At 72.6% G+C, this 26,812-nt stretch carries 22 protein-coding genes; 13 read left to right on the forward strand and 9 right to left on the reverse strand.

Going from position 1 to position 26,812, the window contains the following annotated elements; translation table 11 throughout:
• Positions 1-51: 51 nt before the first annotated feature.
• The 3 genes from pnuC to F9C41_RS12170 all read left to right on the forward strand — a co-directional run bounded on the left by pnuC (position 52) and on the right by F9C41_RS12170 (position 3,015).
• Positions 52-681 (forward strand): nicotinamide riboside transporter PnuC, encoded by a 630-nt coding sequence (pnuC, locus tag F9C41_RS12160; protein WP_155386775.1) that lies wholly within the window; start codon positions 52-54, stop codon positions 679-681.
• Positions 678-1,757, forward strand: a complete 1,080-nt coding sequence (locus F9C41_RS12165) for an AAA family ATPase (protein WP_230689515.1) — start codon at positions 678-680, stop codon at positions 1,755-1,757. Before pnuC ends, F9C41_RS12165 begins: the two co-directional genes overlap by 4 nt.
• A 247-nt stretch (positions 1,758-2,004) precedes the next feature.
• Entirely contained in the window at positions 2,005-3,015 is a 1,011-nt protein-coding gene (locus F9C41_RS12170) for a TerC family protein (RefSeq protein ID WP_155386776.1), read from the forward strand.
• A 166-nt stretch (positions 3,016-3,181) separates the two neighbouring features.
• Here F9C41_RS12170 and F9C41_RS12175 read toward each other — a convergent pair whose 3' ends face one another.
• From F9C41_RS12175 to F9C41_RS12185, 3 genes are all read right to left on the reverse strand, one after another.
• The gene (locus F9C41_RS12175; RefSeq protein ID WP_155386777.1) at positions 3,182-3,889 is read right to left on the reverse strand and encodes a C40 family peptidase; all 708 of its coding nucleotides are present in this window, start codon (positions 3,887-3,889) and stop codon (positions 3,182-3,184) included.
• A 13-nt stretch (positions 3,890-3,902) separates the two neighbouring features.
• The gene (locus F9C41_RS12180) at positions 3,903-4,991 is read right to left on the reverse strand and encodes a mandelate racemase/muconate lactonizing enzyme family protein (protein ID WP_155386778.1); all 1,089 of its coding nucleotides are present in this window, start codon (positions 4,989-4,991) and stop codon (positions 3,903-3,905) included.
• A 69-nt stretch (positions 4,992-5,060) separates the two neighbouring features.
• Complete coding sequence (locus F9C41_RS12185) at positions 5,061-5,897, reverse strand: serine hydrolase (protein WP_230689516.1); 837 nt, start codon at positions 5,895-5,897, stop codon at positions 5,061-5,063.
• 64 nt (positions 5,898-5,961) lie between these two features.
• On the opposite strand from F9C41_RS12185, the gene F9C41_RS12190 reads away from it, so the two are divergent.
• Positions 5,962-6,627, forward strand: a complete 666-nt coding sequence (locus F9C41_RS12190; protein ID WP_155386780.1) for a hypothetical protein — start codon at positions 5,962-5,964, stop codon at positions 6,625-6,627.
• Between the two features lie 153 nt (positions 6,628-6,780).
• Here the strand turns inward: F9C41_RS12190 and F9C41_RS12195 are convergent, their stop codons facing one another.
• Positions 6,781-7,437, reverse strand: coding sequence for a lysoplasmalogenase (locus F9C41_RS12195; protein ID WP_155386781.1), 657 nt, complete (start codon positions 7,435-7,437; stop codon positions 6,781-6,783).
• Between the two features lie 189 nt (positions 7,438-7,626).
• Positions 7,627-9,489 (reverse strand): translational GTPase TypA, encoded by a 1,863-nt coding sequence (typA, locus tag F9C41_RS12200; protein WP_155386782.1) that lies wholly within the window; start codon positions 9,487-9,489, stop codon positions 7,627-7,629.
• A gap of 147 nt (positions 9,490-9,636) precedes the next feature.
• Here typA and F9C41_RS12205 point away from each other — a divergent pair, with 147 nt between their 5' ends.
• The 5 genes from F9C41_RS12205 to F9C41_RS12225 all read left to right on the forward strand — a co-directional run bounded on the left by F9C41_RS12205 (position 9,637) and on the right by F9C41_RS12225 (position 18,166).
• A complete protein-coding gene (locus F9C41_RS12205) occupies positions 9,637-10,866 on the forward strand; it encodes a glucosaminidase domain-containing protein (RefSeq protein ID WP_196279724.1) in 1,230 nt (409 codons plus the stop codon).
• A 130-nt stretch (positions 10,867-10,996) separates the two neighbouring features.
• A complete protein-coding gene (locus F9C41_RS12210) occupies positions 10,997-13,969 on the forward strand; it encodes a hypothetical protein (RefSeq protein ID WP_155386784.1) in 2,973 nt (990 codons plus the stop codon).
• Positions 13,966-16,902, forward strand: coding sequence for an FtsX-like permease family protein (locus F9C41_RS12215; RefSeq protein ID WP_155386785.1), 2,937 nt, complete (start codon positions 13,966-13,968; stop codon positions 16,900-16,902). Before F9C41_RS12210 ends, F9C41_RS12215 begins: the two co-directional genes overlap by 4 nt.
• Positions 16,899-17,723, forward strand: a complete 825-nt coding sequence (locus F9C41_RS12220; protein WP_155386786.1) for an ABC transporter ATP-binding protein — start codon at positions 16,899-16,901, stop codon at positions 17,721-17,723. The genes F9C41_RS12215 and F9C41_RS12220 overlap by 4 nt, the downstream gene beginning before the upstream one ends.
• A 50-nt stretch (positions 17,724-17,773) precedes the next feature.
• Positions 17,774-18,166 (forward strand): VOC family protein, encoded by a 393-nt coding sequence (locus F9C41_RS12225; protein ID WP_155386787.1) that lies wholly within the window; start codon positions 17,774-17,776, stop codon positions 18,164-18,166.
• Positions 18,167-18,176: 10 nt separating this feature from the next.
• Here the strand turns inward: F9C41_RS12225 and F9C41_RS12230 are convergent, their stop codons facing one another.
• Together F9C41_RS12230 and F9C41_RS12235 are read right to left on the reverse strand one after the other, a co-directional pair.
• Positions 18,177-18,386, reverse strand: a complete 210-nt coding sequence (locus F9C41_RS12230) for a DUF397 domain-containing protein (RefSeq protein WP_407924686.1) — start codon at positions 18,384-18,386, stop codon at positions 18,177-18,179.
• Between the two features lie 24 nt (positions 18,387-18,410).
• The gene (locus tag F9C41_RS12235) at positions 18,411-19,271 is read right to left on the reverse strand and encodes a helix-turn-helix domain-containing protein (RefSeq protein ID WP_155386788.1); all 861 of its coding nucleotides are present in this window, start codon (positions 19,269-19,271) and stop codon (positions 18,411-18,413) included.
• A 187-nt stretch (positions 19,272-19,458) separates the two neighbouring features.
• Here F9C41_RS12235 and F9C41_RS12240 point away from each other — a divergent pair, with 187 nt between their 5' ends.
• Together F9C41_RS12240 and rsgA are read left to right on the forward strand one after the other, a co-directional pair.
• Positions 19,459-19,656: a hypothetical protein gene (locus F9C41_RS12240; RefSeq protein ID WP_155386789.1), complete on the forward strand. Its 198-nt coding sequence runs from the start codon at positions 19,459-19,461 to the stop codon at positions 19,654-19,656.
• Between the two features lie 192 nt (positions 19,657-19,848).
• Positions 19,849-20,907, forward strand: coding sequence for a ribosome small subunit-dependent GTPase A (gene rsgA / locus F9C41_RS12245; RefSeq protein WP_155386790.1), 1,059 nt, complete (start codon positions 19,849-19,851; stop codon positions 20,905-20,907).
• A 151-nt stretch (positions 20,908-21,058) separates the two neighbouring features.
• Here rsgA and F9C41_RS12250 read toward each other — a convergent pair whose 3' ends face one another.
• Positions 21,059-21,730 (reverse strand): hypothetical protein, encoded by a 672-nt coding sequence (locus F9C41_RS12250; protein ID WP_155386791.1) that lies wholly within the window; start codon positions 21,728-21,730, stop codon positions 21,059-21,061.
• 178 nt (positions 21,731-21,908) lie between these two features.
• Positions 21,909-22,652 carry a 3-oxoacyl-ACP reductase family protein gene (locus tag F9C41_RS12255; protein ID WP_155386792.1) on the reverse strand — a complete coding sequence of 248 codons (744 nt, stop codon included), beginning with the start codon at positions 22,650-22,652 and terminating at the stop codon, positions 21,909-21,911.
• 111 nt (positions 22,653-22,763) lie between these two features.
• On the opposite strand from F9C41_RS12255, the gene F9C41_RS12260 reads away from it, so the two are divergent.
• Both F9C41_RS12260 and uvrA read left to right on the forward strand, forming a co-directional pair.
• Complete coding sequence (locus F9C41_RS12260; RefSeq protein ID WP_155386793.1) at positions 22,764-23,354, forward strand: TetR/AcrR family transcriptional regulator; 591 nt, start codon at positions 22,764-22,766, stop codon at positions 23,352-23,354.
• Between the two features lie 381 nt (positions 23,355-23,735).
• Entirely contained in the window at positions 23,736-26,645 is a 2,910-nt protein-coding gene (uvrA, locus tag F9C41_RS12265; RefSeq protein ID WP_155386794.1) for an excinuclease ABC subunit UvrA, read from the forward strand.
• Positions 26,646-26,812: the final 167 nt, after the last annotated feature.

The following is a 26,812-nucleotide window of genomic DNA, read 5'->3' on the forward strand; positions in this document are numbered from 1 at the left end:
GATCCTTGCACGGCCGTTCGGCCGTGGTGCGGGTGCCCTAGGGTGTCGCCCATGCTCGACTGGCTGCTCAGCATCGCTTTCACGGTGCGCGACACCCCGATGACCTGGGCTGAGGTGCTCGGCTTCCTGACCGGCGTGCTCAACGTGTGGCTGCTGGTGCGGCAGGACGTCGCCAACTGGGCGGTCGGCATCCTCAACGTGCTCCTGCTGATGGTGGTGTTCGCCACCTACGGCCTCTACGCCGATGCGGGCCTGCAGGTCCTCTACGTGGTGCTGGGCCTGCTCGGCTGGTGGCAGTGGCTGCGCGGCGGGGACCGGGGCGGGCGGCTGGAGGTGTCCCGGACGACCCGTGCCGAGTGGACCGTGCTGGCGGTGGCGGGCGTGGCGGCGACCGCCGGGCTGTGGCTGCTGCTGGACCGGGTCACCGACTCGACGGTGCCGCTGGCCGACGCGCTGACCACGGTGCTCTCGCTCGTCGCGACCTACCTGCAGACCCGCAAGAAGCTGGAGAGCTGGTGGATCTGGATCGTCGCGGACCTGATCTACATTCCGCTGTACCTCTACAAGGACCTGTGGCTGACCGGCGCGCTCTACGTCGTGTTCCTGGGCCTGTGCGTGGCGGGCCTGCTGGCCTGGCAGAACGCGCTGCGGGCCCGGGTGCCGGCACCGGCCGCGGCATGAGCCGCTCGTACGCCCACGGCATGGTGGTGGGCAAGTTCTACCCGCCGCACGCCGGCCACCACCACCTGATCCGGGCGGCGGCCGCTTGGTGCGCCGAGGTCACGGTGGTGGTGGCGCCCTCGCGGCAGGAGTCGATCCCGCTGGCGACGCGGCTGGACTGGCTGCGCGAGGAGCACGCGGACACCCCGTGGGTGCGCTTCGCGGGCCGCTACGACGACCTGCGGGTGGACTACGACGATCCGGCCGTATGGGACGCGCACTGCGCCGTGTTCCGCGAGGCGGTCGGCGGCCGGGCGGTCGACGCCGTGTTCAGCTCGGAGAAGTACGGCGACGAGCTGGCCCGCCGGTTCGGGGCGGTGCACGTCGAGGTCGACACGCCCCGCCTGGCGTTCCCGGTGTCGGGCACGGCGGTGCGCGCCGATCCGGTGGCGCACTGGGCCATGCTGTCCGCGCCGGTGCGGGCCTGGTTCACCCGCCGGGTGGTGGTGCTGGGGGCCGAGTCGACGGGCACCACCACCATGGCCGCGGCGCTGTCGGCTCACTTCGCGGCGCGGGGCGGGGTCTGGGCGGCCACGCGCTGGGTGCCCGAGTACGGCCGGGAGCTGACGGAGCGCAAGCTGGCCGCGCTCCGGGGGGCCGACCCGGCGGCGACGGTGTTCGACGTCGCCTGGGACCGGGCCGACTTCGTCGCGGTGGCCCGGGCCCAGTCCGCGGCCGAGGACGCCGCGGCCAGGCAGGGTTCGCCGCTGCTGGTCTGCGACACCGACGCGCTGGCCACCCAGGTTTGGGAGGAGCGTTACCTGGGCAGTTCGTCACCGCAGGTGCGCGCGCTGGCCCGTCGTCCCGATCTGTACCTGTTGACCTCGCATGTCGGGGTCGCCTTCGACGACGACGGGCTGCGCGACGGCGAGCACCTGCGGGGCTGGATGACCGGACGGTTCCGCGAGGTGCTCGCGGCGTCGCCGGCGCCGGTCGTGGAGTTGTCGGGATCACATGAGGAGCGGCTGCGGACGGCGGTGACGGCGTGCGAACAGGTGTTGAGCACGGGTCGGGAGCTCGCGGCACCACTTGGCTGACCTGGCCGGACGTCCCGGATGACCCGTTCGGGCGTCCGTGCGGGCGACCCCGTCTGGGTTTACAGGTTCGCGTGGTAAACAATAGAGAGACGCGGGAGGGGAGTATCCCTCACGACGGTGTCGTCAGCACGGCTCCCCCCGGCCAACAGAGGCCTGGTGTGATCCCGGCATCGTCGGTCATCGGCAGTAAGCCGGTGGCAGGAGAGACCTCCGGGGCAAAAATGATGCCGACCGGAGGTCTGTTCATATGAACGTGTCCACTTGGGAATGGGCCGCCACCCTCATCGGGTTGCTGGCGCTGCTGACCTTCGACTTGATGATCATCGGTCGGCGGCCGCATGAGCCGTCGATGAAGGAGGCGACCGGTTGGGTCGTCTTCTACGTCGCCTTGGCGATCGCGTTCGGCGGCTGGATCTTCTATAACCACGGCACGCAGTACGGCCAGGAGTTCTTCGCCGGCTGGGTCACCGAGTACAGCCTCTCCGTGGACAACCTGTTCGTCTTTGTGATCATCATGAGCCGCTTCGCGGTGCCGCGGATATACCAGCAGAAGGTGCTGCTCATCGGCATCGTGCTGGCGCTGATCATGCGCGGTGCGTTCATCGCCGCGGGCGCCGCGCTGGTGTCGCGGTTCGTGTGGGTGTTCTACATCTTCGGCGTCTTCCTGATCTACACCGCCTACACCCTCACCAAGCACGGCGAGAGCGACGAGTCGGACTTCAAGGAGAACGCGCTGATCCGGTGGAGCCGCCGGGTGCTCCCGATCAGCAAGGAGTACAACGAAGCGAAGATGACCGTGGTGCAGAACGGCAAGCGGTTCTTCACCCCGATGCTGATCGTGATGATCGCGATCGGCACCACCGACCTGATCTTCGCGCTCGACTCCATCCCCGCGATCTTCGGCCTGACCAAGGAACCCTTCCTGGTCTTCACTGCCAACGTGTTCGCCCTGATGGGCCTGCGCCAGCTGTACTTCCTGCTCGGCGGCCTGCTGGACCGCCTGGTCTACCTCTCGCTGGGCCTGGCCGCGGTGCTCGGCTTCATCGGCGTGAAGCTGATCATGGAGGCCCTGGCGGGCAACAACGTCCCGTTCATCAACGGCGGCGAGCCCATCACCGCGGTCCCGCACATCAGCATCGGCGTCTCACTCGGCGTGATCATCGGCATCCTGGCCATCGCCACGGTCGCCAGCCTGATCAAGTCCTCCCGCGAGGAGAAGAACAACCACGAGGAAAAGTCCCCCACCCCGGTGGGCTGACCCGACTCGACCTCAAGAGCCCCGCCCCGGCCTCCCGGGCGGGGCTCTCCCGCATCACCGCCCGCCCCATGATCACGACGATCTTGCGCGAACTGTTGCCTATACGCCCGCTTTGGGTGTGTCGTACCCACAGTTCCCGCAAGATCGTCGCGGGGATGGGGGTTGGTCAGGGGGTGACGCGGCCCGCGCTGAGCAGGGTGGCGGTGCGGGTGGGGCGGAGTGGTTCCTCGACGACGAGGTAGGCGTCGCCGCAGGCGTGGAGCATGTGGCGGGTGCTGTCGGGGCTGGGCGGTGTGGTCACGAAGCCGACGTGTTGGACGGTGCCGTCGCCGGGGCCGAAGAAGTAGAGGTCGCCGGGGCGCTCGGTGCCCAGCGGCACGTCCGCCGTGGCGGCCCGCTGGTCGTCGGCGTCACGCGGCATGGTCACGCCGAGCTGCCGGAACGCCAGGTGCACCAGCCCTGAGCAGTCGATGCCGTACGGCGTCAGGCCGCCCCAGACGTAGGGCACGCCGCGCCAGGCACGGGCCGCTTCGAGCGCCGCGACCGCGCTCGTGCCACCGTCGGCGGTCTCGCGCACGCTGAGCTGGTCCAGCGGCAGCCAACCTGGGTAGCCCCGGGGGTCGAGCTTGGCCGCGGGCTGCTCGGTCGCGACCACCCGGGCCCAGCCGTCGCGGACCTCCTCGATCAGCACCTGCTCGCCGTGCAGCAGCTGGGTGAGCACGCCGGTGTACATCCGCCCGGTGTCGTCGAGGCCGGCCACCCAGGACCGGGGGTCACAGCGCGGGCCCAGCGCCGCCGCGTCGACGCCCGGACGCGGCGCGTCGGGGCGGGACCAGAGCGTCGCCACCGGGGCGGTCACCGTGGCGATCTTCATATCGGACCTCGATTCACTCGGCCGATCCCGGCGACGGAACCGACACGCCCAGGCCGGGGGCGTCGGGCAGGACCACCGTGGCGCCGTCGTAGCGGATGCCGCCGGTGACCGGCGACTCCGCCAGCCACCAGGCCGCGTCGAGATCGCTGACCACCGTGGTCGGATGGGCCGCGACCAGGCTCGCCGCCGCGCCGATGCCGACCGGCCCCTCCATCATGGAGCCGACGCAGGTGCCCAGGCCGTGCGCGGCGGCCAGCTCGAGCAGGGTGCGCGCGGTGGTGAGGCCGCCGCTCTTGGCCAGTTTCACGTTGACCAGGTCGGCCGCCCGGCGGCGGATCACCTCGACCAGGTCGCGTACGCCGAAGACCGACTCGTCCGCCATGATCGGCAGGTCGGCGCGGGCGCTGACCCAGGCCAGGCCGTCCAGGTCGTGCCGGGCGACGGGCTGCTCGACCAGCTCGACCGGCAGTTCCAGGGCGGCGATGCGGTTGATGATGTTGAGCGCGTCCCGCGGGGTCCAGCCCTGGTTGGCGTCCAGGCGCAGCTTCAGTCCCGGCTCCAGGGCGTCGCACACGGCGCGGACCCGGGCCAGGTCGCCCGCGGCGTCCGTGCCGACCTTCAGCTTCAGCACCGTGAAACCCTCGGCCAGGCGCTGCTTGGCGGTGACGGCCAGCGCGCCCGGCTCGCCCGCGGACAGCGTCACGTCGGTGGGCACCGTCAGGTTCGTGCCGCCGAGCAGGCGTACCAGCGGAATGTCCAGACGGCGCGCGGCCAGGTCGTGCAGCGCGATCTCGACGGCCATCTTGGCGGCCTCGTTGCCGACCACGGCCCGCGCGACGTCGCGGCAGCGCGCGGCCAGGTCGTCGGGATCGCGGCCCACCAGCAGCGGCGCCATCATCTCCTCGACGCAGGCCTGCGAGCCGGCCAGGCTCGCCCCGGTCACCGCCCAGACCTGCGGAGCCTCGCCGAAGCCGGACCGCCCGTCAGCGTCGACCACCTCCACCAGCAGCGTCTCCACGGCGGTGGCCCGGCGCAGCGCGGTCACGAACGGGGTGTGCAGCGGCGCGGAGATCCGGCGCGTGCGAACTGCGGTGATCGACACGCTTTCGACCCTACGTCTGAAACAGATGCTGCAGAAGCACCGATCGGTAACGACTGACCAGCGCGATGGTCAGTTCATGCCGAGTTGTGCCCAGCTCGCCGCCGCGACCCGGCCCAGCAGCGCGCAGGCGTCCGTGTCGGACACATCGCCGGTGGTGCAGGCCGCCAGCAGGTAGGGCGCGGCGTCGGGCGGGAAGATCAGCGCACTGCTGTGCCGCTCGCCGGTGACCCAGCCGTTCTTCAGCGCCACCCGGGTGCCCGCGGGCAGGCCCAGGTGCAGGTCGTCGCGGCACTGCTGCGCGGTCAGCACGTCGATCATCGCGGCCGACCCGGCGGCCGACGCCAGCCGGTTTCCGGCCAGCGCGCCGAACAGCGCGGCCAGGTCGGCGGCGGTGACCTCGTTGCTGATCCCGCCGTCGCGCGCCGGGTAGTCCTCGATGCCGCGGTCGGTGTGCGCCCGGGTCGCCCCGGCCAGCTGCCACACCTCGTTGACCTGCGCGAACGCCTGCTCGTTCGGGCCCAGCGCACCCAGCACCAGGTTGGTGGCGAGGTTGGACGACCGCACGATCATCCGGTCGATCAGCCAGCGCAGCGGCGCCCGGCCGCCCAGGCGATCCCAGACCTGCTGGTCGCTGTCGTACGCCGGGTCGTTGGCGTAGGCCGGGCCGCCGGGGGCGGCCGAGACGTGCTCGTTGTGCACCGCGATCTCTGCGTCCAGGTCGAGCCGGCCGGCCTCGGCGGCCCGCCAGGCGGCCGCCATCACGCCGACCTTCATGGTGCTGGCGGCGTAGTGCAGCTCGTGCTCGGCGCGGGCGAACACCGCGGGCCCGTCCAGCCGGCCGCACCACACCGAGGCGGTGCCGGGGAACGCGTCGAGTTCGGGCGTGAGGCTCTGCAGCGTGTTCACGGTTTGGCAGCGTACCGACCCACGGGGCGGCGACATGCCCCGGGCTGCACTAGAGTCCCGCGCCGTGACCGAACTGATCCCCTCGCACCTCTCCTCGCCGGTCCCGCACCCGGACCGCACCCACCGCTGTCAGAACTGCGGATGCAGTCCGGCGGCGGAGATGACCTTCCGCGGTCACCGCGGCATGATCCTCGTGATGCAGTTCCTCAAGGAGCGCGGCACCTACTGCCGCACCTGCGGTCTGGCGATCTTCCGCACCATGACCAGCCGCACCCTGGTGCAGGGCTGGTGGGGTTGGGCGTCGTTCATCATCACGCCGTTCATCCTGCTCTACAACCTGTTCGCCCGCCGCAAGCTGAACAACCTGACCGAGCCGGCGCCCGCGCTCGACGGCTCGTCGGGTATGCCGTGGAACCCGGGCAGGCCGGTGTACCAGCGGGCCACCATCGTCGGCCTGCTCATCCCGCTCGCCGTGGTGGGCGCCATCGGGTACGCCATCGCGACCGGCGGCGCGGAGAACAAGATCGGGCAGTGCGTCGTCTCCACCGCGGGCGGGACCGAGGTCGATTTCGTGGACTGCAGCGAGCCGAACGAGGGCATGGTGACCCAGGTCGTGGACAGCCCGAGCCAGTGCTCGGACAGCGCGACCGGCTACGTCGAGGAGACCTACACCCGGCGCGGCCGCACCACCAGCACCGACATCTACTGCCTCGACCCCGACCCGTCCTGACGGACGCCGTCCCGGCCGGTCCGCTGACCGGCCGGGACCCGGGTCCGGGCGCACCGGCCGCGCAGTTTCGGGGAAAGTGCACGTTCGCCCAGCCCGATTCACGCAGTTTCCGCGAAACTGCGGGACGCGGCCTGACCGCTCGGCCCGGCGCGATCAGGCCGTGCGGCGCTCGGCCCAGCCGGTGGCCAGCAGGAACTGCGCCGCGATGTAGGTGACCATCACCCAGACCGGCGGGCCGGGGATGGTGAACGCGTCGGCGACGCGCACCGCGATCAGCAGGTCGGAGATCAGGAACAGGCCACCGCCGAGGGCGGTGCGCCAGCCGAACGCCGCCGCCAGCGCGGCGGTCGATGACAGCAGCGTGCCGTATACGGCCATCGGCACCGCCAGCCCCGCCTCGGACAGCGCGGGCCACAGCCAGGTCAGCGCGCCGACCAGGAAGACCGCGTACCCGATCGGCACCAGCAGCATCGGCAGCCGGCGCATCCGCGCCAGCGCGCCGTGGCGCACGAAGGTCGTCACGTAGCAGACGTGCGCGGTGCCGAACAGCGCCATGCCGGTGATGAACGCGGTGCTGCCCTCGAACTGCAGCGCGACGTCACCGGCCCAGGAGAACAGCAGCGCGGCCAGGATCCCGGCGTTCGGGCGCACCCCGCGAGCCCGCTGGTTCAGGAAGAACCACAGCGCCAGCAACGGCAACAGCAGCGGCTTGCTCGCCCAGTCCAGCGGCCTGCTCCCGATGGCGGCGGCGAGGATGTTGAGGACCGAGGCCACGCCGAAAAGGCCCAGCACAAGCCGGTCTGCGCGCATAGTGGATCTCCCGAGGGGTGAAGGGTCCGCGCAGCATACCCACCGGTAGCCCCACCGCAACAGCCTGCGCTCAGCATGTTGATCATGAAGTTGTGGCAGCGACACGCCGTCGAGCCCTGCCATAAGTTCATGATCAACGAGAAAAGGCCCCCGGCCGCGGGTGCGGACGGGGGCCTGTGGGGCCTGGGGTCAGGCGTGCTTGCGGCGGGCGGCGAGGCGGCCGCGCTGGGTCTGGTCGAGGATGACCTTGCGGATGCGTACGGCGGCCGGGGTGACCTCGACGCACTCGTCCTCGCGGCAGAACTCGAGGGCCTGCTCCAGCGACAGCTTGCGCGGCGGGATCAGCTTCTCGGTCTCGTCGGAGGTCGACGCCCGCATGTTGGTGAGCTTCTTCTCCTTGGTGATGTTGACGTCCATGTCGTCGGAACGCGAGTTCTCGCCGACGATCATGCCCTCGTACACCTCGGTGGTCGGCTCGACGAACAGCGTGCCGCGCTCCTGCAGGTTGGTCATCGCGAAGGCGGTCACCACGCCGGTGCGGTCGGCGACCAGCGAGCCGTTGTTGCGGGTGCGCAGCTCGCCGAACCACGGCTCGTACTTCTCGAAGACGTGGTGCAGGATGCCGGTGCCGCGGGTGTCGGTGAGGAACTCGGTCCGGAAGCCGATCAGGCCGCGGGCCGGGACCAGCCACTCCATCCGGATCCAGCCGGTGCCGTGGTTGACCATCTGCTCCATGCGGCCCTTGCGGGTGGCCAGCAGCTGGGTGATCACGCCGAGGTGCTCCTCGGGGGAGTCGATGGTGAGGCGCTCGACCGGCTCGTGCAGCTTGCCGTCGACGGTCTTGGTGACCACCTGCGGCTTGCCGACGGTCAGCTCGTACGACTCCCGGCGCATCTGCTCGACCAGGATGGCCAGCGCCAGCTCACCGCGGCCCTGCACCTCCCAGGCGTCGGGGCGCTCGGTCGGCAGGATCCGCAGCGACACGTTGCCGACCAGCTCCTTGTCGAGCCGGTCCTTGACCATGCGCGCGGTGACCTTGGCGCCCTTGACCCGGCCGACCAGCGGCGAGGTGTTGGTGCCGATGGTCATCGAGATGGCGGGCTCGTCGACGGTGATCAGCGGCAGCGGGATCGGGTTCTCCGCGTCGGCAAGGGTCTCACCGATCATGATGTCGGCGATGCCGGCGACGGCGATGATGTCGCCGGGGCCCGCCTCCTCGGCCGGCTTGCGCTCCAGCGCCTCGGTCATCAGCAGCTCGGAGATGCGCACGTTCTGCTGGGTGCCGTCGGTCTTGCACCACACGACGGTCTGGCCCTTGCGGATGCGGCCCTCGCGGACCCGGCACAGCGCGAGGCGGCCCAGGAACGGCGAGGCGTCGAGGTTGGTGACGTGCGCCTGCAGCGGCGCGCCCTCGGTGAAGGTCGGCGCCGGGATGGTGTCGAGCAGCGTCTGGAACAGCGGCTGCAGCGAGTCGCTGTCGGACGGGATCTTGCCGTCCTCGGGCTGGGTCAGCGAGGCGATGCCGTCGCGGGCGCAGGCGTACACGATCGGGAAGTCGATCTGGGCCTCGTCGGCGTCGAGGTCGAGGAAGAGCTCGTAGGTGTCGTCCACGACCTCCTTGATCCGCGCGTCGGGGCGGTCGACCTTGTTGATGACCAGGATGATCGGCATGCGGGCCTTGAGCGCCTTGCGCAGCACGAAGCGGGTCTGCGGCAGCGGGCCCTCGGACGCGTCCACCAGCAGGATGACGCCGTCGACCATGGTCAGGCCGCGCTCGACCTCACCGCCGAAGTCGGCGTGGCCGGGCGTGTCGATGATGTTGATGGTGACCTGCTCGCCGCTCTCGCCGACGTACTTGACGGCGGTGTTCTTGGCGAGGATCGTGATGCCCTTCTCCCGCTCCAGGTCGCCGGAGTCCATGACCCGATCGGCGGCCGCGGCGCGCGCGTGAAAGGCGCCGGCCTGCGTGAGCATGGCATCGACGAGCGTGGTCTTGCCGTGGTCGACGTGCGCGACGATAGCGACGTTACGGAGATCGGGGCGGGTAAGCATGGTTCCATTCTCCGGCAGGCGTGATCGAAAATAGCGGTCGGGGTCGTCCGGGTGGCGGGTATCACCCGGATGAATGGGTGTCTTTCGCGCTTAAATTCCGTTATTGGTGGTATGTCGGCCACGCCGCGTAGGGTGCTGAGCACCGCTTTGATCGCGCCATTCCTGCTGCTCACCGCGTTTCCGGCCCTGCTGGCGGCGGCCGCGCCGCCCACCGGTGTGCCCGTCGGGACGGCGTCGGTGGCACCCGGCGCGCTCTCGGCCGCGGTCGCCGATCCGACGGCGCCGAGCGCGCGGATCAACACCGACGGCGGTGTGGTGAGCGTGCGCTCCGGTCCCGCCACCGACAAGCGCGCCATGGCCTCGCTCGGCGACGACACCCGGGTCGCGGTGCACTGCAAGGTGTGGGGTGAGCAGGTCACGGGCACCGAGCGGCGGTCGGCGCACTGGGTCCGCGTGGGCGCGGACCGCTACCTGCCCGACGCGTTCCTGGCCTGGCCCACGCCCCGGCCCGAGGTGGCGTGGTGTGGCTCCGGCGACGCCGGCGCGGTGACCGCCCGGGTCGCCACCGGCGGTTCGGTGCTCAACGTGCGCCGCGAGGCGGGCACCCGGGCCGCGCGGCTCGGCACCGTCGACGACGGGCAGGCGCTGGCCGTGCAGTGCCAGGCCACCGGGGAGCAGGCCGCCGGGTCGGCCGGGTGGCTGCGGCTGACCGGCGGACGGTACGTCGCCGAGGCGTTCGTGCGCTGGTCGCCGCAGCGCCCGTGGCTGCCCTGGTGCGGCCAGGACCCGGTGCGGGTGCCGCCCGCCTCGTCGCGCGACTTCGTCGAGCAGGCGACCGCCGCCGCGCGGGCCGCGGCCCAGGCGTCGGGCGTGCCCGCCTCGGTGCTGGTCGCCCAGTCGGTGCACGCCTCGGACTGGGGCCGGGCGACGGCCGCCCGCCGTGACCACAACTACTTCGACACCGCCTGCGCCCAGCCCGCCACGAACGCGTCCGCCGAGGCCGCGCCGCCGTCCGCCATGGATTCGCCGGCCGCTGTCGGCCCGCAGCCTGCCGCGAGTCCGCAGCCTGCCGCGAGTCCGCGGGCCGCTGAGAACCCGCGGGCCGACGCGGAGGCGGTGCCCGTCGCGCTGGGCTGCCGCGGCTATGGCGGTAGCTCGCTGCGGGCCTACCGCGACCAGGCGGGCTCGTTCGCCGATCACGCGGCGCTGCTGGCCGGGATGCCGCAGCATGCCAGGGCGCTGGCCCACGCGGGCGACCCGGAGCGGTTCGTACGGGAACTGCAGGCCGCCGGATACCCGGGCGGGGCCCGCTACGCCGATCGGATCGTCGAGCTGATGCGCCGCTACGACCTCCACCGGCTCGACGCCGCACGCTGACCCGTCACCCGTCCGGCTGACCCGCCGCCGACTGATCGGCCATAAACGGCGGCCGGGGTCAACCGCGGGCCGAACCTTGATCGCTTATGGCATGGCGGTCTGTCACCAAGGGTTCAGGCAGAGGTTGGCAATGGTTCGGCTGGTACTGAGCGCGATCCGGGAACGGCTGGGCGAGACGCTGCTGTTGGGCCTGCTGGCCGCGCTGGTGGTGGCGGTCGGCGTGGCCGGGCCGCTGTACGCCGACGCCGCCGCGCGCAATGTCGTGGCCGCGACGGCCGACACCGCCACCCCGGCCGAGGTGAGCCTCACCGTCACCGTCGAGATGACCTCCCGCAACGGCTTCGCCGCGGCCCTGGCCGAGCTGCGCGGCTCGATCGCCACGGTGCCCGCCGGGCCGGGCGTGCGCGAGATCCGGGGCGGCTACCGCCGCGGCGCGGTCACCCCCCGCGAGCCGGGCGCGCCGGTCGAATTGCTGCTCGCCGCCCGCGACGACGCCTGCGCGCACCTCGCGCTGACCGGGGCGTGCCCGGCCGGGCCCGGCGAGGCGGCGCTCGCCGCGACCACCGCGTCCCGGCTCGGGCTCGCGGTGGGCGACACGTTCGGATTCCAGGTCCAGCCCAGCACACCGGCCGCGACGCTGCGCGTCACCGGCGTGTACGACGTGGACGGCGCGTCGGCCACGCTCACCGACCCGTACTGGGCGGGCCGCGCCGAACTGACCCCGGTGCCGCTGCGCGCCGAGAACCCGATCTTCGCCGTGCCGGAGAGCCTCCAGGCGCTCGGCGCGGACACCTTCCAGGCGACCCTCGACTACGTCGCCGACCTCACCGCGATGAGCCCCGCCGACGTCGACGCCCTGGCCCGTACGCTGCGCGACGGCGACGTGCCGGGCCGCGGCATCGCCGTCACCGGCGGGCTGTCGCGGCTGCTGCCGCAGATCGTCGCGGACCGGGACACCGTCGCCGTGCCGGTGGTCACCGGAGCCGTACTGCTGCTGGGGGTCGCCTGGTGGGTGCTGCTGCTCGGGGTCGGCCACGCCGCGGCCGCCCGGCGTACCCAGACGGTGCTGGGCGCGCTGCGCGGTGCGCCCGCCCGGCACCGGGCCGCGCTGACGGCCGGGCCGGGAGTGCTGACGGTGCTGCTCGCGCTGCCGGTCGGGCTGGTGCTGGGCCGCCTGCTGGCGCAACTGCTGGCGTGGGCCGCCATGGACGCGGCCGGGCCGGTCGAGCTGTCGGTGACCGCGTTGGCGGTGGCGGTCGGGCTGACCCTCGCCGTGCTGGTCAGCGTGGTGGTCGCGTACGTCCGGGCACAGCGGGGCGGCGTGCTGGACGCGCTGCGCCAGGTGCCCGCGCGCCGGGGCGCGGCCGGGGGCGTCGCCGTGGTGGTCGTCGTGGTCCTCGCCGTCGCCGCGGCGCTGCAGCTGCGCAACGGCGACGAGGTGCTGGGCCTGGCCGGTTACGTGCTGCCCGCGGCGGCGCCGGTGCTGATGCTGGTCGCGGCAGGGCTGGTCGCCGCGCGCGCGGTGCGCCCGCTGGCCGGGCTGCTCGGCCGCGCCGGACTGCGCTCGGGTCGGGCCGGCACGGCGCTGGCCGCCCTGTACGCCGCGCGCCGCCCCGGCATGGACCGGCTCGTCGCCCTCGTGGTCATCGTGATGGCACTGCTCGGCCACGCCGCGTACGGCTGGCAGGGCCTGCAGGCCGACGAGACCGAACGGGCCCGGCTGGCGCTCGGCGCGGCCGAGGTGGTCCGGGTCCGCGCGCCGTCGCGGGCCGCGCTGTTGCACCAGGTGCGCCAGGCCGATCCGGCGGGGGCCTGGGCGATGGCGGTGGCCCGCCAGGAGTCCTCGGCCGGCACCACCGTCGCCGTCGACGCCTCCCGGCTGGCCCGCGTCGCGTACTGGCCCGCCACCGCCGACGTCACCGCCGACCAGCTCGCGCGGGCGCTGCGGCCACCCGCCAACCCCGCGGTCCGGGTCACCGGCGCGACGCTGCTGCTCGACCTGACCGCGCCGGCGACCGTGGAGGTCGACCAGCCGCTGACCGCGGTGCTCGACGGGCCCGACGGCGCGCCGGTGACCGCGACCTCGGCCGTGGTCCCGGGACGCGGCCGCCAGACGGTGCGGCTGGCCGTGCCGGCCTGCGCGTCCGGTGACGGCTGCCGGCTGTCCTGGCTGAGCTTCCGCTACGACCCGGGCGGCCTGGTGCTGCACGGCATCGCCCAGGCCGGCCCGGACGCGGTGGTCGCCGACGCGGCCGCGATGACGGACCCGGCCCGCTGGCGGACCACGGTCGGCGCGGAGGGGCGCGTCTCGCTGACGCCGCTGCCCGCCGGGCTGGCCGTCGACTACGAACCGGCCGACCCGCGCTTCCCCGACCCGGAGGTGCGCGTCCAGGTCGCCGACGTGCCGCTGCCGATGCCCGCCGTGCTGGCCGGGCAGGCCCGGCTGGCCCACGACCGCACCGTGCTGCGGGGCGAGATGCTCAGCCCGCTGCGCCGCCCGGTCGACGTGCTCGCGGCCGTGCCCGCGCTGCCCGGGGCCGGTCCGCAGGGACTGCTGGTCGACCTGGAGTACGCCGACCGGGTCGGTGACAGCACCGACAACATCGCCGACCTGCAGGTGTGGCTGTCGCCGGACGCGCCCGCCGACGCCCTGGACCGGCTGCGCGACACCGGCCTGGTGCCCGTCTCCGCGCAGACCGCGGTGCAGCGCGCCGAGCACGGCCTCGCCGTCGGCCAGGGGCCCGGTTCGCGGTTCCGGCTCGGGGCCGCACTGCTCGCCGTGCTGCTGGTCATGGTGGCGGTGGCGCTGGTGGTGGCCGTGGACGCGCCGCGGCGCGGAGCGGAGCTGGCCGCGCTGCGTACGCAGGGGCTGCCGCAGCGGGCGGTGGGCCGGGCGACCCGCAGCGGCTACGTGCTGATCGTCGCGGCGGCCGCCGCCGGGGGCGGGCTGCTCGGCGCTGCCGCGGCCGACGGGCCGACCGCCTGGTCGGGGCTGCCGGTCGCGGTGCTGGCCGCGGCCGCGCTGCTGCTGTCGGCCACCGCCTTCGTGGTGGGCACACGGCTGTCGAAGGTCGCCGGGCTGGATCTGGAGGAGGGCCGATGACCGCGCTGCTGTGGGAGATGATCCGCGAGCGGCGGGCCGCTGCCCTGATCACGTTCCTGCTCACCCTCGCCTCGACCGCCGCCGCGGCGGGCGGCCCGATCTACCACGTGGCGGCGGCGCAGTCGCTGCGGCTCGACCAGATCGCGCAGGCCCCGGTGACCGAACGGGTGCTCAGCGCATCACAGCTGACCAGCTCCGACGAGACTGCCGAGAGCCGCCCCGCCTCGCTGCCCTACGTCGAGCACATGCGCACCGTGTACGGCCTCCAGGCGCAGGGCATCGCGGGTGACGGGAGCCAGCGCGTCGACGCCGTGCTCGCCTCGCGCACCGGGGTGTGCCGGGTGCTGGTCGTCTCCGCCGGGCGGTGCGCGGTCGCCGACCGGGAGGCGGTGCTGCCCGACGACACGCTGGAGCTGCTCGGCGTCCGGCTCGGCGGCGTGCTGATGTTCAGCACGATCGCCACGCCGGAGCCGGTGCGGTTCACCGTCGTCGGGACCTACCGGCGGCCGGACGCCGGCGACGCGTACTGGGGCGCCCGGGTGACGCTGCTGGGCGTCGAGCAGCCCGTGCTCTTCGCCACCGACCGCTCGCTGGAGTCGTTCGGGGGCCAGGCGACCAGGACCGTCGACCTGGTGTCCGAGCCCGCGGCGTTCGCCGACACGGCCGCGCTGGCCGGGCTGATCGAGCAGGCACAGCAGCAGCTCACCGCGGGCGGATACGTCGGCAGCACGCTGATGACCGACCTCAGCAAGCGCATCGACCAGGGTGACCAGATGCTGGCCGACACCGTCACCATCGCCGCCGTGCCGCTCATCCTGATCTGCTGGTTCGTGCTGTTCCTGGCCGTCGCCGCCGGGGTCGACCAGCGGCGCGAGGAGCTCGGCCTGGCCGCGCTGCGCGGCACGCCCGGCCGGCTGCGCTGGGCGCTGCCGTTCGCCGAGGTCGCCGTGCCGGTGCTGGCCGCGGCGGTGCCCGGCCTGTTCGCCGGGTACGCGATAACGGCGGCACTGGTCCGGGTGGTGCTACCGGGCAGCACCGTGCAGTGGGACGGAGCGTCGCTGCGCTACGCCGCGTTCGCGGTGCTCGGGGCCCTGCTCGCGGGCGTGTTCGCCCAGGTCGGCGCACTGCGTACGCCGGTGCTCGGGTTGCTGCGGCGCAGTGGCGCGCCGCGCCGGGGGCGCTTCGCGACGGCGCTGGAGGTCGGCGCGGCGAGTCTCGCCGCCGTCGCCGGTTACCAGGCCGCCGCCGCGGGCGACGCGGGCGGCATCGGCCTGCTCGCACCGGCCTGCCTCGGCCTGGCCTGCGGCCTGCTGGCGGCGCGCCTGCTGCCCGTGGCGGCGGCACGGGTGGCGCGGTCCGCGCTGCGGCGGGGGCGCTGGCGCACCGGGCTGGCCGGGTTCGCGCTGGCCCGGGTGCCCGGCACCGGGCGGCTGGTGGTGCTGGTGACGGTCGTGTTCGGGCTGCTCGGCTTCGCGGTGACCGCGTACGACACGGCCGGGCGGGCCTGGGACGAGCGGGCCCGGGTGCAGACCGGCGCGGCCCGGGTGGCCGTGGTGGAGAGCGCGTCGGCCGTGCAGCTGCGCGCCGCCGTGGCGGCGGTCGACCCGGACGGGCAGTTCGCGATGGCGGTGTCCCGGTACAAGAGCAACCAGCTGCAGAACATCGTGGCCGCCGACACCTCCCGGCTGGCGCGGGTGGCGAACTGGCCCGAAACCGCCGGCCAGGACCCCGCCGTGGTGGCCAACCTGCTGCGGCCCGCCGAGCCGACGGCGATCATCGTGAAGGCGAAGAAGCTGGTCGTCGACGTGACCGTGGAGAGCCCGGACCCCCAGCTCTCGCTGCAACTGCGACTGCTCGTGATCTCGGACCGCGGGCTGCGGCACGACCTGCGCATGTCCGGGGTGCACCCCGGCTTCCAGAAAGTGGAGCTGGACGCCTCGCTCTGCGACCCGGAGCCGTGCCGCCTGGACGAGATCCAGCTCCAGAACATGCGGCCCGACCAGCGCCGCTACGACGTCACCATCCACACGATCCGCGACGGCGCGGGCGCGACGGTGCTGGACGCCGCCGCCCTGGGTGACGTGAGCCGCTGGGCGCAGCCGCCGGCCAGCGCGGCCCGCCCGGTCCCCGCGCTGCGGGGCACGCCCGAGGGCCTGCGGATCTCGATCGACTCCGCGGTCGTGGCCGACATGCGCCTGTCCGTGGCCGCGCTGCCCGGCATGCTGCCGATCGCGGTCGCCGGCCCGCTGCGCTCGACCCTGTTCACCGCCACCGGGGGGATGGAACTGCCGGTGCAGGCGGTCGCCACGCTCGGCGCGGTGCCCCGCTTCGGCCCGCGGGGCGCCCTGGTCGACTTCGACGTCGCGGAGTACGTGCTCGGCCGCGGGACCTTGCTGACGCAGCCGGAGGTCTGGCTGTCGGCCGACGCGCCCGCGGACGCCGTGGACCGGCTGCGCCGGGCCGGGCTGACCGTGTCCGGCGAGTACACCGTGGCGCAGCGGCGCGCCCAGATCAGCGCCGCACCCCGGCTCGGGCTGTGGTTCGCGCTCGCGGTGGCCGCGCTGACCGTGCTGCTGGCCGCGGTCGCCCTGCCCGCGCTGGCGATGTTCGAGCGGCCGGGCGGCGACAGCGGCCTGTCGGTGCTGGGCGAGCAGGGCATCCGCACCCGTACCCTGCTGCTGGTCTCGGCCGGCAGCCGGTGCGCGCTGGCGCTGGCCGCGATCGTCGCCGGACTCGGCTCGGCGGCGCTGGCCTGGGCGCTGGCGCGGACGGTGCTGCCGGTCTTCTCCGACGGCGACACCACGTTCACCCCGCCCGTGCTCCCTGAGCCCGGCGCGGTCGCGGGACCGGTGGCCGCCGCCGTCGCGGTGCTGCTGGCGGGCTGCTGGACGGCGGCGCACGTGGTGCGCCGGCGCAGGGAGGAGGAGCGATGACGGGACTGGCCGTACGGTGCCGCCGGGTGCTGCACATCTACCGGGCCGAGGGCGGTGACGTGGTCGCGCTGTCCGGCGTGGACCTCGACATCGCGGCGGGGGAGAAGCTCGCCCTCGTCGGGCCGTCGGGTTCGGGCAAGTCGACGCTGATCGCGCTGCTGTCGGGCCTGATGCGCCCCAGCGCCGGGCAGGTGCGGATCGGGCCGGTGGACATCGGCCGGGTCAGCGACGCCGAGCTGGCCCGGATGCGGGGGACCGACCTGGGCGTGGTGCTGCAGGGCGCGCGGCGCAACCTGCTGCCGTACGCCTCGGTGCTGTCCAACATCTGGCTGGCCCAGCGCCGGGCGGTGCAGGTGCGCCCCGCCGACGTGGAGCGCCCGGAGCGCATCCTGTCCCTGCTCGGGCTGGTCGGCATGGGTCACCGCCGGGTGCGCGACCTGCCGCCGGGCGCCGCGCAGCGGGTCGCCATCGCGGTCGGCGTCGCCGCGTCGCCCGGCCTGCTGCTCATCGACGAGCCCACCAGCCGTTTGGACCGCGAGGCCCGCGACGAGGTGCTCGACGCGCTGGACACGATCAACCGCGAGCGGGGGACCACGATCGTCGCGGTCACCCACGACCCGGACGTGGGCGCGCGCCTGGGCCGGGCGGTGACGATCCGCGACGGCCGGGTCGGCGCGGAGGGCCGGGAAGGCCGCGAGTTCGCCGTGGTCGCCTCGGACGGGACCGTGCAGCTGCCGCCGGAGGTCCTGGAGAACGTGCCCCCGGGCACCCTGCTGGTCGTCGAGCAGACCGACGGCCGCCTGAGCCTGCTCATCGAATGACCGCCCGCCGGGCGTACGCGGGGAGGTAGCGTCGCTGGTGGGAGGTCGTGATGTCGGGTGCAACGGTGATTCCCACGCTGCGCTACCGCGACGCGGTGGCCGCGATCCGGTTCCTGCGGGACGCCTTCGGGTTCCGGGAGCTGCTGGTGGTGCCGGGCGCGGAGGGCACGGTCGCGCATGCCGAGCTGACCCACGGCACCGGGATGGTCATGGTCAGCTCCATCACCGACGGGCAGGACGGCCGGCCGCCGTTCACGGGCGGCCCCGCCTGGCTGTACGTGATCGTCGACGACGTCCAGGCCCACCACGACCGGGCGGTCGCCAACGGTGCGGAGATCGTCTCGTCGCCGAAGACGGAGGAGTACGGCGGCAGCAGCTACACCGCCGCCGACTCCGAGGACAATCAGTGGACGTTCGGGTCCTACCGGCCCGAGGGCTGGTGACCGGGCCCGGTCAGCGGTCGAACTCACCCGCCTTGGCGCCGGACAGGAAGGTTCCCCAGTCGGCGGCGCTGAACAGCAGCACCGGGCCGGTCGGATCCTTGGAGTCGCGCACCGCGACGGCCCCGCTCAGGGCGGTCGTCTCGACGCAGTCCCCATTACCACCGCTGCGCGTGCTCTTGCGCCACACAGCGTCCGACAGATCGACTTGGTGCAATGACAACTGACTACTCCTCGTTGACTCGGCTCACCCCGTGAGACCCTGCGCGATCTCCAGCATTCTGAGGCTGGACAGGCGCGGGCTCAGCGCCGCCGCGCTGAGATGGTCGAAAACGAGGCTGCAGCGGCTCACCTCGGAGGCGTCGTCGAGGTAGATGTCGCCGGCGAAGCCCTCCAGGTACACGGTGTCCGGGTCCCTGCGGTCGGGGAAGCGCAGGATCCGGAACGCCCCCGCCATCGCCTCGTGGCCCCCGTGGGCGAAGGGGATGATCTGCACGGTGATGTGCGGCAGCTCGTTGGCCGCGGCCAGCACCCGCAGCTGCTCGGCCATCACCGGCATGCTGCCGACCGCGCGGTGCAGCACCGCCTCGTCGAGCACCGTCCAGAACTCCGGTGGCTTCTCCTGCTTGAGCAGCTCCTGCCGGGTCAGCCGGATCTGCACCCGGCGTTCGACCTCGTCCGGGCCGTCCTGGGGCCGGGTGGCCCGGATGACGGCACGGGCGTAGTCCTCGGTCTGCAGCAGCCCCGGCACGAACATCAGCTCCGTGCCGCGGATCGAGTCGGCCTCCGACTCCAGCTGGATCAGCTTCAGGTACGGGCTGGACACCTCGCCGTACTTGAGCCACCAGCCGCCGCGGCGCTTGGACTCGCGGGCCAGCTCGATCAGCTCGTCGCGCTGGGCGGCGTCGTCGAGGCCGTACAGGTCCAGCAGCACCAGCAGGTCGCTGCGGCGTACGCCGACCTCGCCGTTCTCGATCCGGCTCAGTTTCGAGGGTGAGCAGTCGAGGGCGGGGCCGACCTGCTGGTGGGTCATGCCCGCGCGTTCACGCAGCTCGCGCAGTGCCACGCCGAGGCGGCGGCGGCGCAGCGAGGTGCCCGAGGTGGCCATGATCCTCCTTCGCCCGACCCTCCTTTGCCGACAGTGCGATGACAGTCTGCTGCCGCTCCATCGGCTCGGCAAGGTACCTCCGGCGGGTCGCGTCGGGAACTTCGCTCGCGTGCCGAGTTGCAAGTTGCATTTCGCGCGTGCACTGTGGAAGCCGGGAGCCCTGGTGACGGTCGTGCCGGGAGGCGACGTGCACACTGGACGCATCACTGACGAGCAGGCGCTGGGATACCGGCGGATGCTCCGTGACCACCTGCCCGACCCCGCGGCGCCGGGTGCCGGCTGCCGGCTGTGCCACCGGCCGGGCTGCGCCGACTACCACTATGCGTACCGCACCCTGCTGGTCGCCGGGCGGTCGACGGCGATCGACGCTCCGCCCGGCGAGTGACCCTCGGCCGGGGTACGGCTGAAATCACGTGGCCCGGCCCCAGCGGCCCGCGTACCGTGATGGCGAAGGTGAGGACGTCTCGCCACGATGACTTCGAGGGAGGTGGCGCCATGTCTGTCGAGGTATCCAGCACGCCACCATCCCGGATGGCGTGACCCCCGTTTCACTCGCGCATCCATGACAAGGAATCAGATGACAGTCTCCCTGTCGTCCCTGGGCTGGGACGACCACTTCGCTTCCGCGTACCCCCTGTTCGACCGGCCGGACCATGTGCCGGGCCGGGTGGTGCGCGCCGACCGCGGCATCTGCACGGTGCTGACCGGCACCGGGACCGCCCGCGCCGGCCTCGGCGGGCCCGCCATGATCGCGGCCGCGGCCGACCCGGTCGCGCTGCCGTGCGCCGGTGACTGGGTGGCGCTGCGCCACTGGCCGGACAACCGCACCACCATCGAGGCGGTGCTGCCGCGGCGCAGTGCGATCGTGCGCCGCACCGCCGACAAGGACGCCACCGGCCAGGTGCTGGCCGCCAACATCGACACCGCCGCGGTGATCGCCTCACCCGACCCGCTGCCCGAGCCGTCCACCATCGAGCGCCTGCTCGCGCTCGTCTGGGACTCGGGCGCGCGGCCGCTGCTGATCATCACCAAGGCCGACCTGGTCACCGACCCGCAGGCGCTGGCCGACCAGCTGGCCGAGCTGGCTCCGGGCGTGGAGGCGATCGCGGTCAGCGCCGAAACCGGCGCCGGCATGGACGCGCTGCGTCCCCTGGTCGCCCACGGCCGCACCCTCGGCCTGGTCGGCGCGTCCGGCGCGGGCAAGTCAACCCTGGTCAACGCGCTGATCGGGGCGACCGTGATGCAGACCCAGGCCATCCGCCGGGTCGACGGCAAGGGCCGGCACACCACCACGTACCGCGCGCTGGTGCCGGTGCCCGGCGGCGGAGCGGTGCTGGACACCCCCGGCATCCGCGCGGTCGGCCTGCTCGACGGCGAACAGGGCCTCGACCGCACCTTCGCCGACATCGTCGCGCTGATCGAGCGGTGCCGCTTCCAGGACTGCGCGCACGACAGCGAGCCGGGCTGCGCCGTACGGGCGGAGCTGGCCGACGGCGGACTGACCGCGCGCCGCTGGGAGAGCTGGTGCAAGCTGCAACGCGAGCTCGCGTTCGAGTCCCGCCGCGCCAGGGCCCGCCGCACCGGCCGGGGCGGTCCCGCCAGTCGCCCCGCCCACTGGAACTACCGCTCCCGCTGACCGTGCCAACCGCCACGACCGCACGCGCCACCGCGTGCGGTCGTGCAGTTTCGGGGAGACTGCTGCCACCGAGCCGTCGTATCGTGCACTTTCGGGGAGAATGCAGCTACCGGCGGGGTGAATCGTGCGGGTTCGCGGAGGCTGCGCGAGCTCAGGGCACGTTGACGAGCGCGGGCGCGCCTCCGGCCGGAGCGAGGCAGTAGTAGCGGTAGAGCTTTTCGACGTAGCCGTCGGCGCAGTCCTGCCAGCTGTTCTCGATGCTGGTGATCACGGCGTCGTGCTTGTCGTCGCAGCGGACGAAGTCCGCGGTGTCGGCGTGCAGGATGTTGTCGAACTTGACGCAGCCGCCCACCACGTCCAGCTTCTCCGCCGACGGGAGGTCGGCAAGCGTCACGACCGCGATCACGCCGGCCAGGACGGCGGGCGCCAACCAGGCCTTGAACCGGCGGAACACCGGGCGGGTCGGCGGCAGCGGTGCCAGGTTGGACTCGGGTTGTCCCGGGCGGGGGACCGGCTTGTCCAGGGCGAGCACGGTGCGGCGGCCGAGCAGGTTGCGGACGATCGCCAGCGGCGCGAGCACGACCGAGACCGGGCTCCACAGCCCGCTGATGATCGTCTCGGCGGTGGCGTCGCGCATCCTGGCCAGCCCGCAGTCGCGGCAGAACGGGCCCTCGATCCGGGTGAAGCGCACGTACAGCACCAGGCCGAGGTGTCGGTAGAAGCTCACCTGGGCAGCCGGCACGTGACCGCAGACCACGCAGTCGAGCTGCCCCGGCCCGGTCTCGGGCCGGCCGTTGAGCTGCGAGTCGATCAGATCCGTCACGATCGCGAATGGTATGCGCTGCCAGTGGCCTCCGCACACCCGTATTTCGCCCCGGCTCCCGGTCGGCCCGGCCGGCTGGTCGGTTGCGGGGGAAGATCGCTGTTTCGTGTCACTTCGTGTGGTCAGGCTGCAGATCGTGACACGAAACAGCGATCATCCCTGATCGCGATGGCGCGGGTCAGGCGAGGAAGCCGCCGTCGACGTCCAGGGTGGCACCGGTGATGTAGGCGGCTTCGGGGCCGGCGAGGTAGGCGACCGCGCCTGCGACCTCGTCGGCGGTGCCGTAGCGGCCGACCGCGAGCGCGGGCAGCAGGGCGCCGGACATGGGGCCGTCGGCCGGGTTCATGTCGGTGTCGACCGGGCCGGGCTGCACCGTGTTGACGGTGATGCCACGCGGGCCGACCTCGCGGGCCAGGCCCCGGGTGAAGCCCGCGACCCCGGCCTTGGTCAGCGCGTAGAGGCTGCCGCCGGGGAACGGCATGCGGTCGGCGTTGACGCTGCCGATGGTGATGATCCGGCCGCCCTCGCCGAGGTGGCGCAGAGCCGCCTGGCTGGCGTGGAACACGGCATGCAGGTTGATCCCCACGGTCTGGTCGAACACCTCGTCGGTCAACTCGCCGATCGGCCCGAACCCGGCGACGCCGGCGTTGTTGACCAGGATGTCGAGCCGCCCGGACCGCTGCGCGACCTCGTCGACCACGCCGCGGACCGCGTCCCGGTCGGCCGAGTCCGCCCGGACCGCGTACGCCGTGCCGCCTTCGGCCTCGATCTCCTTGACCAGTGTTGCGGCCGCGTCGGCCGAGGACTGGTAGGTCACCGCCACGGTGGCACCCTCGCGGGCCAGGCGTCGGGCGATCCCCGCGCCGATGCCGCGCGATCCGCCGGTCACCAGGGCCACCTTGCCGTTCAGCTGCTGAGTCATCGTCCGCTCCTTCGCTCGAATTCTTGAGTGCTCATTCAACATCTCATTCCGGCGGGCGATCGGCAACGTGATATATTGAACATGCACTCAAGAAATGCGGGGAGGTGCGCGATGGCGATGGGCAGGCCGCGCGAGTTCGACCTGGACCGGGTGCTGGGCTGCGCGCTCGACGTGTTCTGGGCGAAGGGCTACGAGGGCGCCACGATGGCCGACCTGAGCGCGGCCACCGGGCTCAAGCCGGGCAGTGTGTACGCCGCGTTCGGCTCCAAGGCCGGGCTGTTCACGCAGGTTCTCGACCGCTACGAGGACTCGGTCTTCACCTACGCCCGCGACGCGATCCAGGAACCGACCGTGCGCCAGGTGATCCGGCACTGGCTGGAGGGCGTGGCTCGGGCCACCACCGGCCCGGACACCCCGCCGGGCTGCCTGCTGGTGCACGGCGCGCTGGCCGCCGGTGACGGCGCGGCGTCCATCCGGGCCGAGCTGGCCGGGCGGCGTGAGCGGGGCGAGCAGTTCCTGGTCGCGCGGCTGGAGCGGGCACGCGCCGAGGGTGACCTGCCGGACACGGTCGATCCGCGCGCGGCGGCGGGCTACATCTTCGCGCTGTCCTCCGGGCTGGCGGTCGAGGCCGCGGGCGGCGCGGACCGTGAGCGGCTGCTGCGCACCGTCGAGCTGACCCTGCACCGGCTGCCCTGGGAGTGACCCGGGCTTGCCCTGCTGCCTTCCCGCCTCGGGGGGCGGCGTCGGCCTGCGGTCATGGCGCTCTGTCTCGGGTCGGGAATCGCGTGGTGAGGCCGCGCTGTTCACCCTCACGGGTGATCTGCCCCGCCGGCCGTCGGCGGGCTGAACGCGAGGCGACGGCGACGGCCAGGGGTGACGCGCACCACGCGAATCGCCGGGTTAGCACGTGTGTTCGTGGCGCGAAACAAGAATGTCGGAGGCCGGGGCTAGAGTTGCCCACGGCACGCGACTGCACTGCGGGCCGAGCGTGTCGTGCTGCTGACCCATGCCTTTGAGCTGGGGCTTCGCCGTGGCGGACCGCCCTGAAGACATCGCCGAAAGACCGTGTGGGGAGAGCCTGCTGTGAGCGACCGACTGATCATCCGTGGGGCGCGCGAGCACAACCTGCGCGACGTGAGCCTGGACCTGCCGCGCGAGAAGATGATCGTGTTCACCGGGCTGAGCGGCTCGGGCAAGTCGAGCCTCGCCTTCGACACGATCTTCGCGGAGGGCCAGCGGCGTTACGTCGAGTCGCTGTCCTCGTACGCCCGGCAGTTCCTGGGCCAGATGGACAAGCCCGACGTCGACTTCATCGAGGGCCTGAGCCCCGCGGTCTCCATCGACCAGAAGTCGACCTCGCGCAACCCGCGCTCGACCGTGGGCACCATCACCGAGGTGTACGACTACCTCCGCCTGCTCTTCGCCCGGGTGGGCCAGCCGCACTGCCCCGTCTGCGGTCACCTGATCAGCGGGCAGAGCCCGCAGCAGATCGTGGATCGGGTCCTGGCCATGGCCGAGGGCACCCGCTTCCAGGTGCTCGCGCCGGTGATCCGCGGCCGCAAGGGTGAATACCTCGACCTCTTCTCCGACCTGCAGAGCAAGGGCTTTGCCCGGGTGCGGGTCGACGGCGTGGTGCACCCGCTCGACGAGGTGCCCAAGCTGGCCAAGCAGAAGAAGCACGACATCGAGGTGGTCGTCGACCGCCTCGCCGTCAAGGAGAGCTCGAAGCAGCGCCTCACCGACTCGGTGGAGACCGCGCTCGGCCTGGCCGGCGGCATCGTGATCATGGACTTCGTGGACCTGCCCGAGGACGACGAGCACCGCGAGCGCAAGTTCTCCGAGAACCTGGCCTGCCCCAACGAGCACCAGCTCGGCATCGAGGACCTGGAGCCGCGGGTCTTCTCCTTCAACTCGCCCTACGGCGCGTGCCCGGAGTGCACCGGCCTGGGCACCAAGAAGGAGGTCGACCCGGAGCTGATCATCCCGGACCCGGAGAAGAGCCTCGGCGGGGGCGCGATCTCCCCCTGGGCGGGCGGGCAGACCCAGGAGTACTTCTCCCGCCTGCTGGAGGCGCTCGGCGAGGAGAACGGCTTCGACATGGACACCCCGTGGCGGGCCATCTCGGCGCGGGCGCAGAAGCTGGTGCTGCACGGCGCGGAGAACCAGGTGCACGTGCGCTACCGCAACAAGTACGGCCGCGAGCGCTCGTACTACTCCGGCTTCGAGGGTGTCATCCCGTGGCTGGAGCGCCGCCACTCGGACACCGAGAGCGAGTGGTCGCGGGAGAAGTACGAGGGCTACATGCGCGAGGTGCCGTGCTCGGTCTGCGCGGGCACCCGGCTCAAGCCCGAGGTGCTGGCCGTCACCCTGGACGGGCGCAACATCGCCGAGCTGTGCGCGCTGTCGGTGGGCGAGGCCGCGGTGGTGCTCGCCGGGCTGGAGCTCGACGACCGGCAGCGCTTCATCGCCGAGCGGGTGCTCAAGGAGATCAACGCGCGGCTGCGCTTCCTGGTCGACGTCGGCCTGGACTACCTGTCGCTGAACCGGCCGTCGGGCTCGCTGTCCGGCGGTGAGGCCCAGCGCATCCGGCTGGCCACGCAGATCGGCTCCGGCCTGGTCGGCGTGCTGTACGTGCTGGACGAGCCGTCGATCGGCCTGCACCAGCGGGACAACCACCGGCTCATCGAGACCCTGGTCCGGCTGCGCGACCTGGGCAACACGCTGATCGTGGTGGAGCACGACGAGGACACCATCCGCACCGCCGACTGGGTGGTGGACATCGGTCCGGGCGCGGGCGAGCACGGCGGCCGCATCGTGCACAGCGGCACGTACGACAAGCTGCTGGTCAACGAGGAGTCGGTGACGGGGGCGTACCTGTCGGGCCGCAAGCAGATCGCGACGCCGCAGCACCGCCGGCCGGCGACCCCGGGGCGGGAGCTGACCGTGGTCGGGGCGCGGGAGCACAACCTGCGCAACGTGTCGGTGGCGTTCCCGCTGGGGCAGTTCATCGCGGTCACCGGGGTGTCCGGGTCGGGCAAGTCGACGCTGGTCAACGACATCCTGTACACCGTGCTGGCGAACCAGATCAACGGGGCGCGGATGGTGCCGGGCCGGCACACCCGGGTCACCGGCCTGGAGCACGTGGACAAGGTCGTCGGCGTCGACCAGTCGCCGATCGGGCGCACCCCGCGCTCGAACCCGGCCACCTACACCGGCGTGTTCGACAACATCCGCAAGCTGTTCGCGGAGACGACCGAGGCGAAGGTGCGCGGCTACGGGCCGGGGCGCTTCTCGTTCAACGTCAAGGGCGGGCGCTGCGAGAACTGCGCGGGCGACGGCACCATCAAGATCGAGATGAACTTCCTGCCCGACGTGTACGTGCCGTGCGAGGTGTGCAAGGGCGCCCGGTACAACCGGGAGACCCTGGAGGTGCACTACAAGGGCAAGACGATCGCCGAGATCCTGGAGATGCCGATCGAGGAGGGGGCCGAGTTCTTCGAGGCCATCCCCGCGATCCACCGCCACCTCAAGACGCTGGTCGACGTCGGTCTGGGCTACGTACGGCTGGGGCAGAGCGCGCCCACCCTGTCCGGCGGTGAGGCGCAGCGTGTGAAGCTCGCCTCCGAGCTGCAGAAGCGCTCCACCGGCCGCACCGTGTACGTGCTCGACGAGCCGACCACCGGCCTGCACTTCGAGGACATCCGCAAGCTGCTGCTGGTGCTGCAGGGGCTGGTCGACAAGGGCAACACGGTGATCGTCATCGAGCACAACCTCGATGTGATCAAGTCCGCGGACCACCTGATCGACATGGGTCCCGAGGGCGGCCACCGCGGCGGCAGCGTGCTCGCGACCGGCACTCCGGAGCAGCTCGCGGCCGTCGCCGAGAGCTACACCGGCCAGTTCCTGGCCCCTATGCTCGCCAAGACCCCCGCCCCGGCCCCGGTGACCCCGCCCCGCGCCCGCAAGGCCCGCACCAAGGCCGCCGTCGCCTGACACCCGCTGTCGCCTCCTGGCGGCCGTCTTCAAGATCGCTGTTTCGGGTCGAAAAGTGAGCTCTGACCTCGCTTTTCGACCCGAAACAGCGATCTTGTGCGCTGTGCGGTGAAGAAAAATGATTGATCTCGCAGCTAAATTTCAGAACGGGCCGCTAGGTTGATCCA

It is taken from the genome of Catellatospora paridis, from assembly GCF_009720365.1.
Taxonomy (GTDB): domain Bacteria; phylum Actinomycetota; class Actinomycetes; order Mycobacteriales; family Micromonosporaceae; genus Catellatospora; species Catellatospora paridis.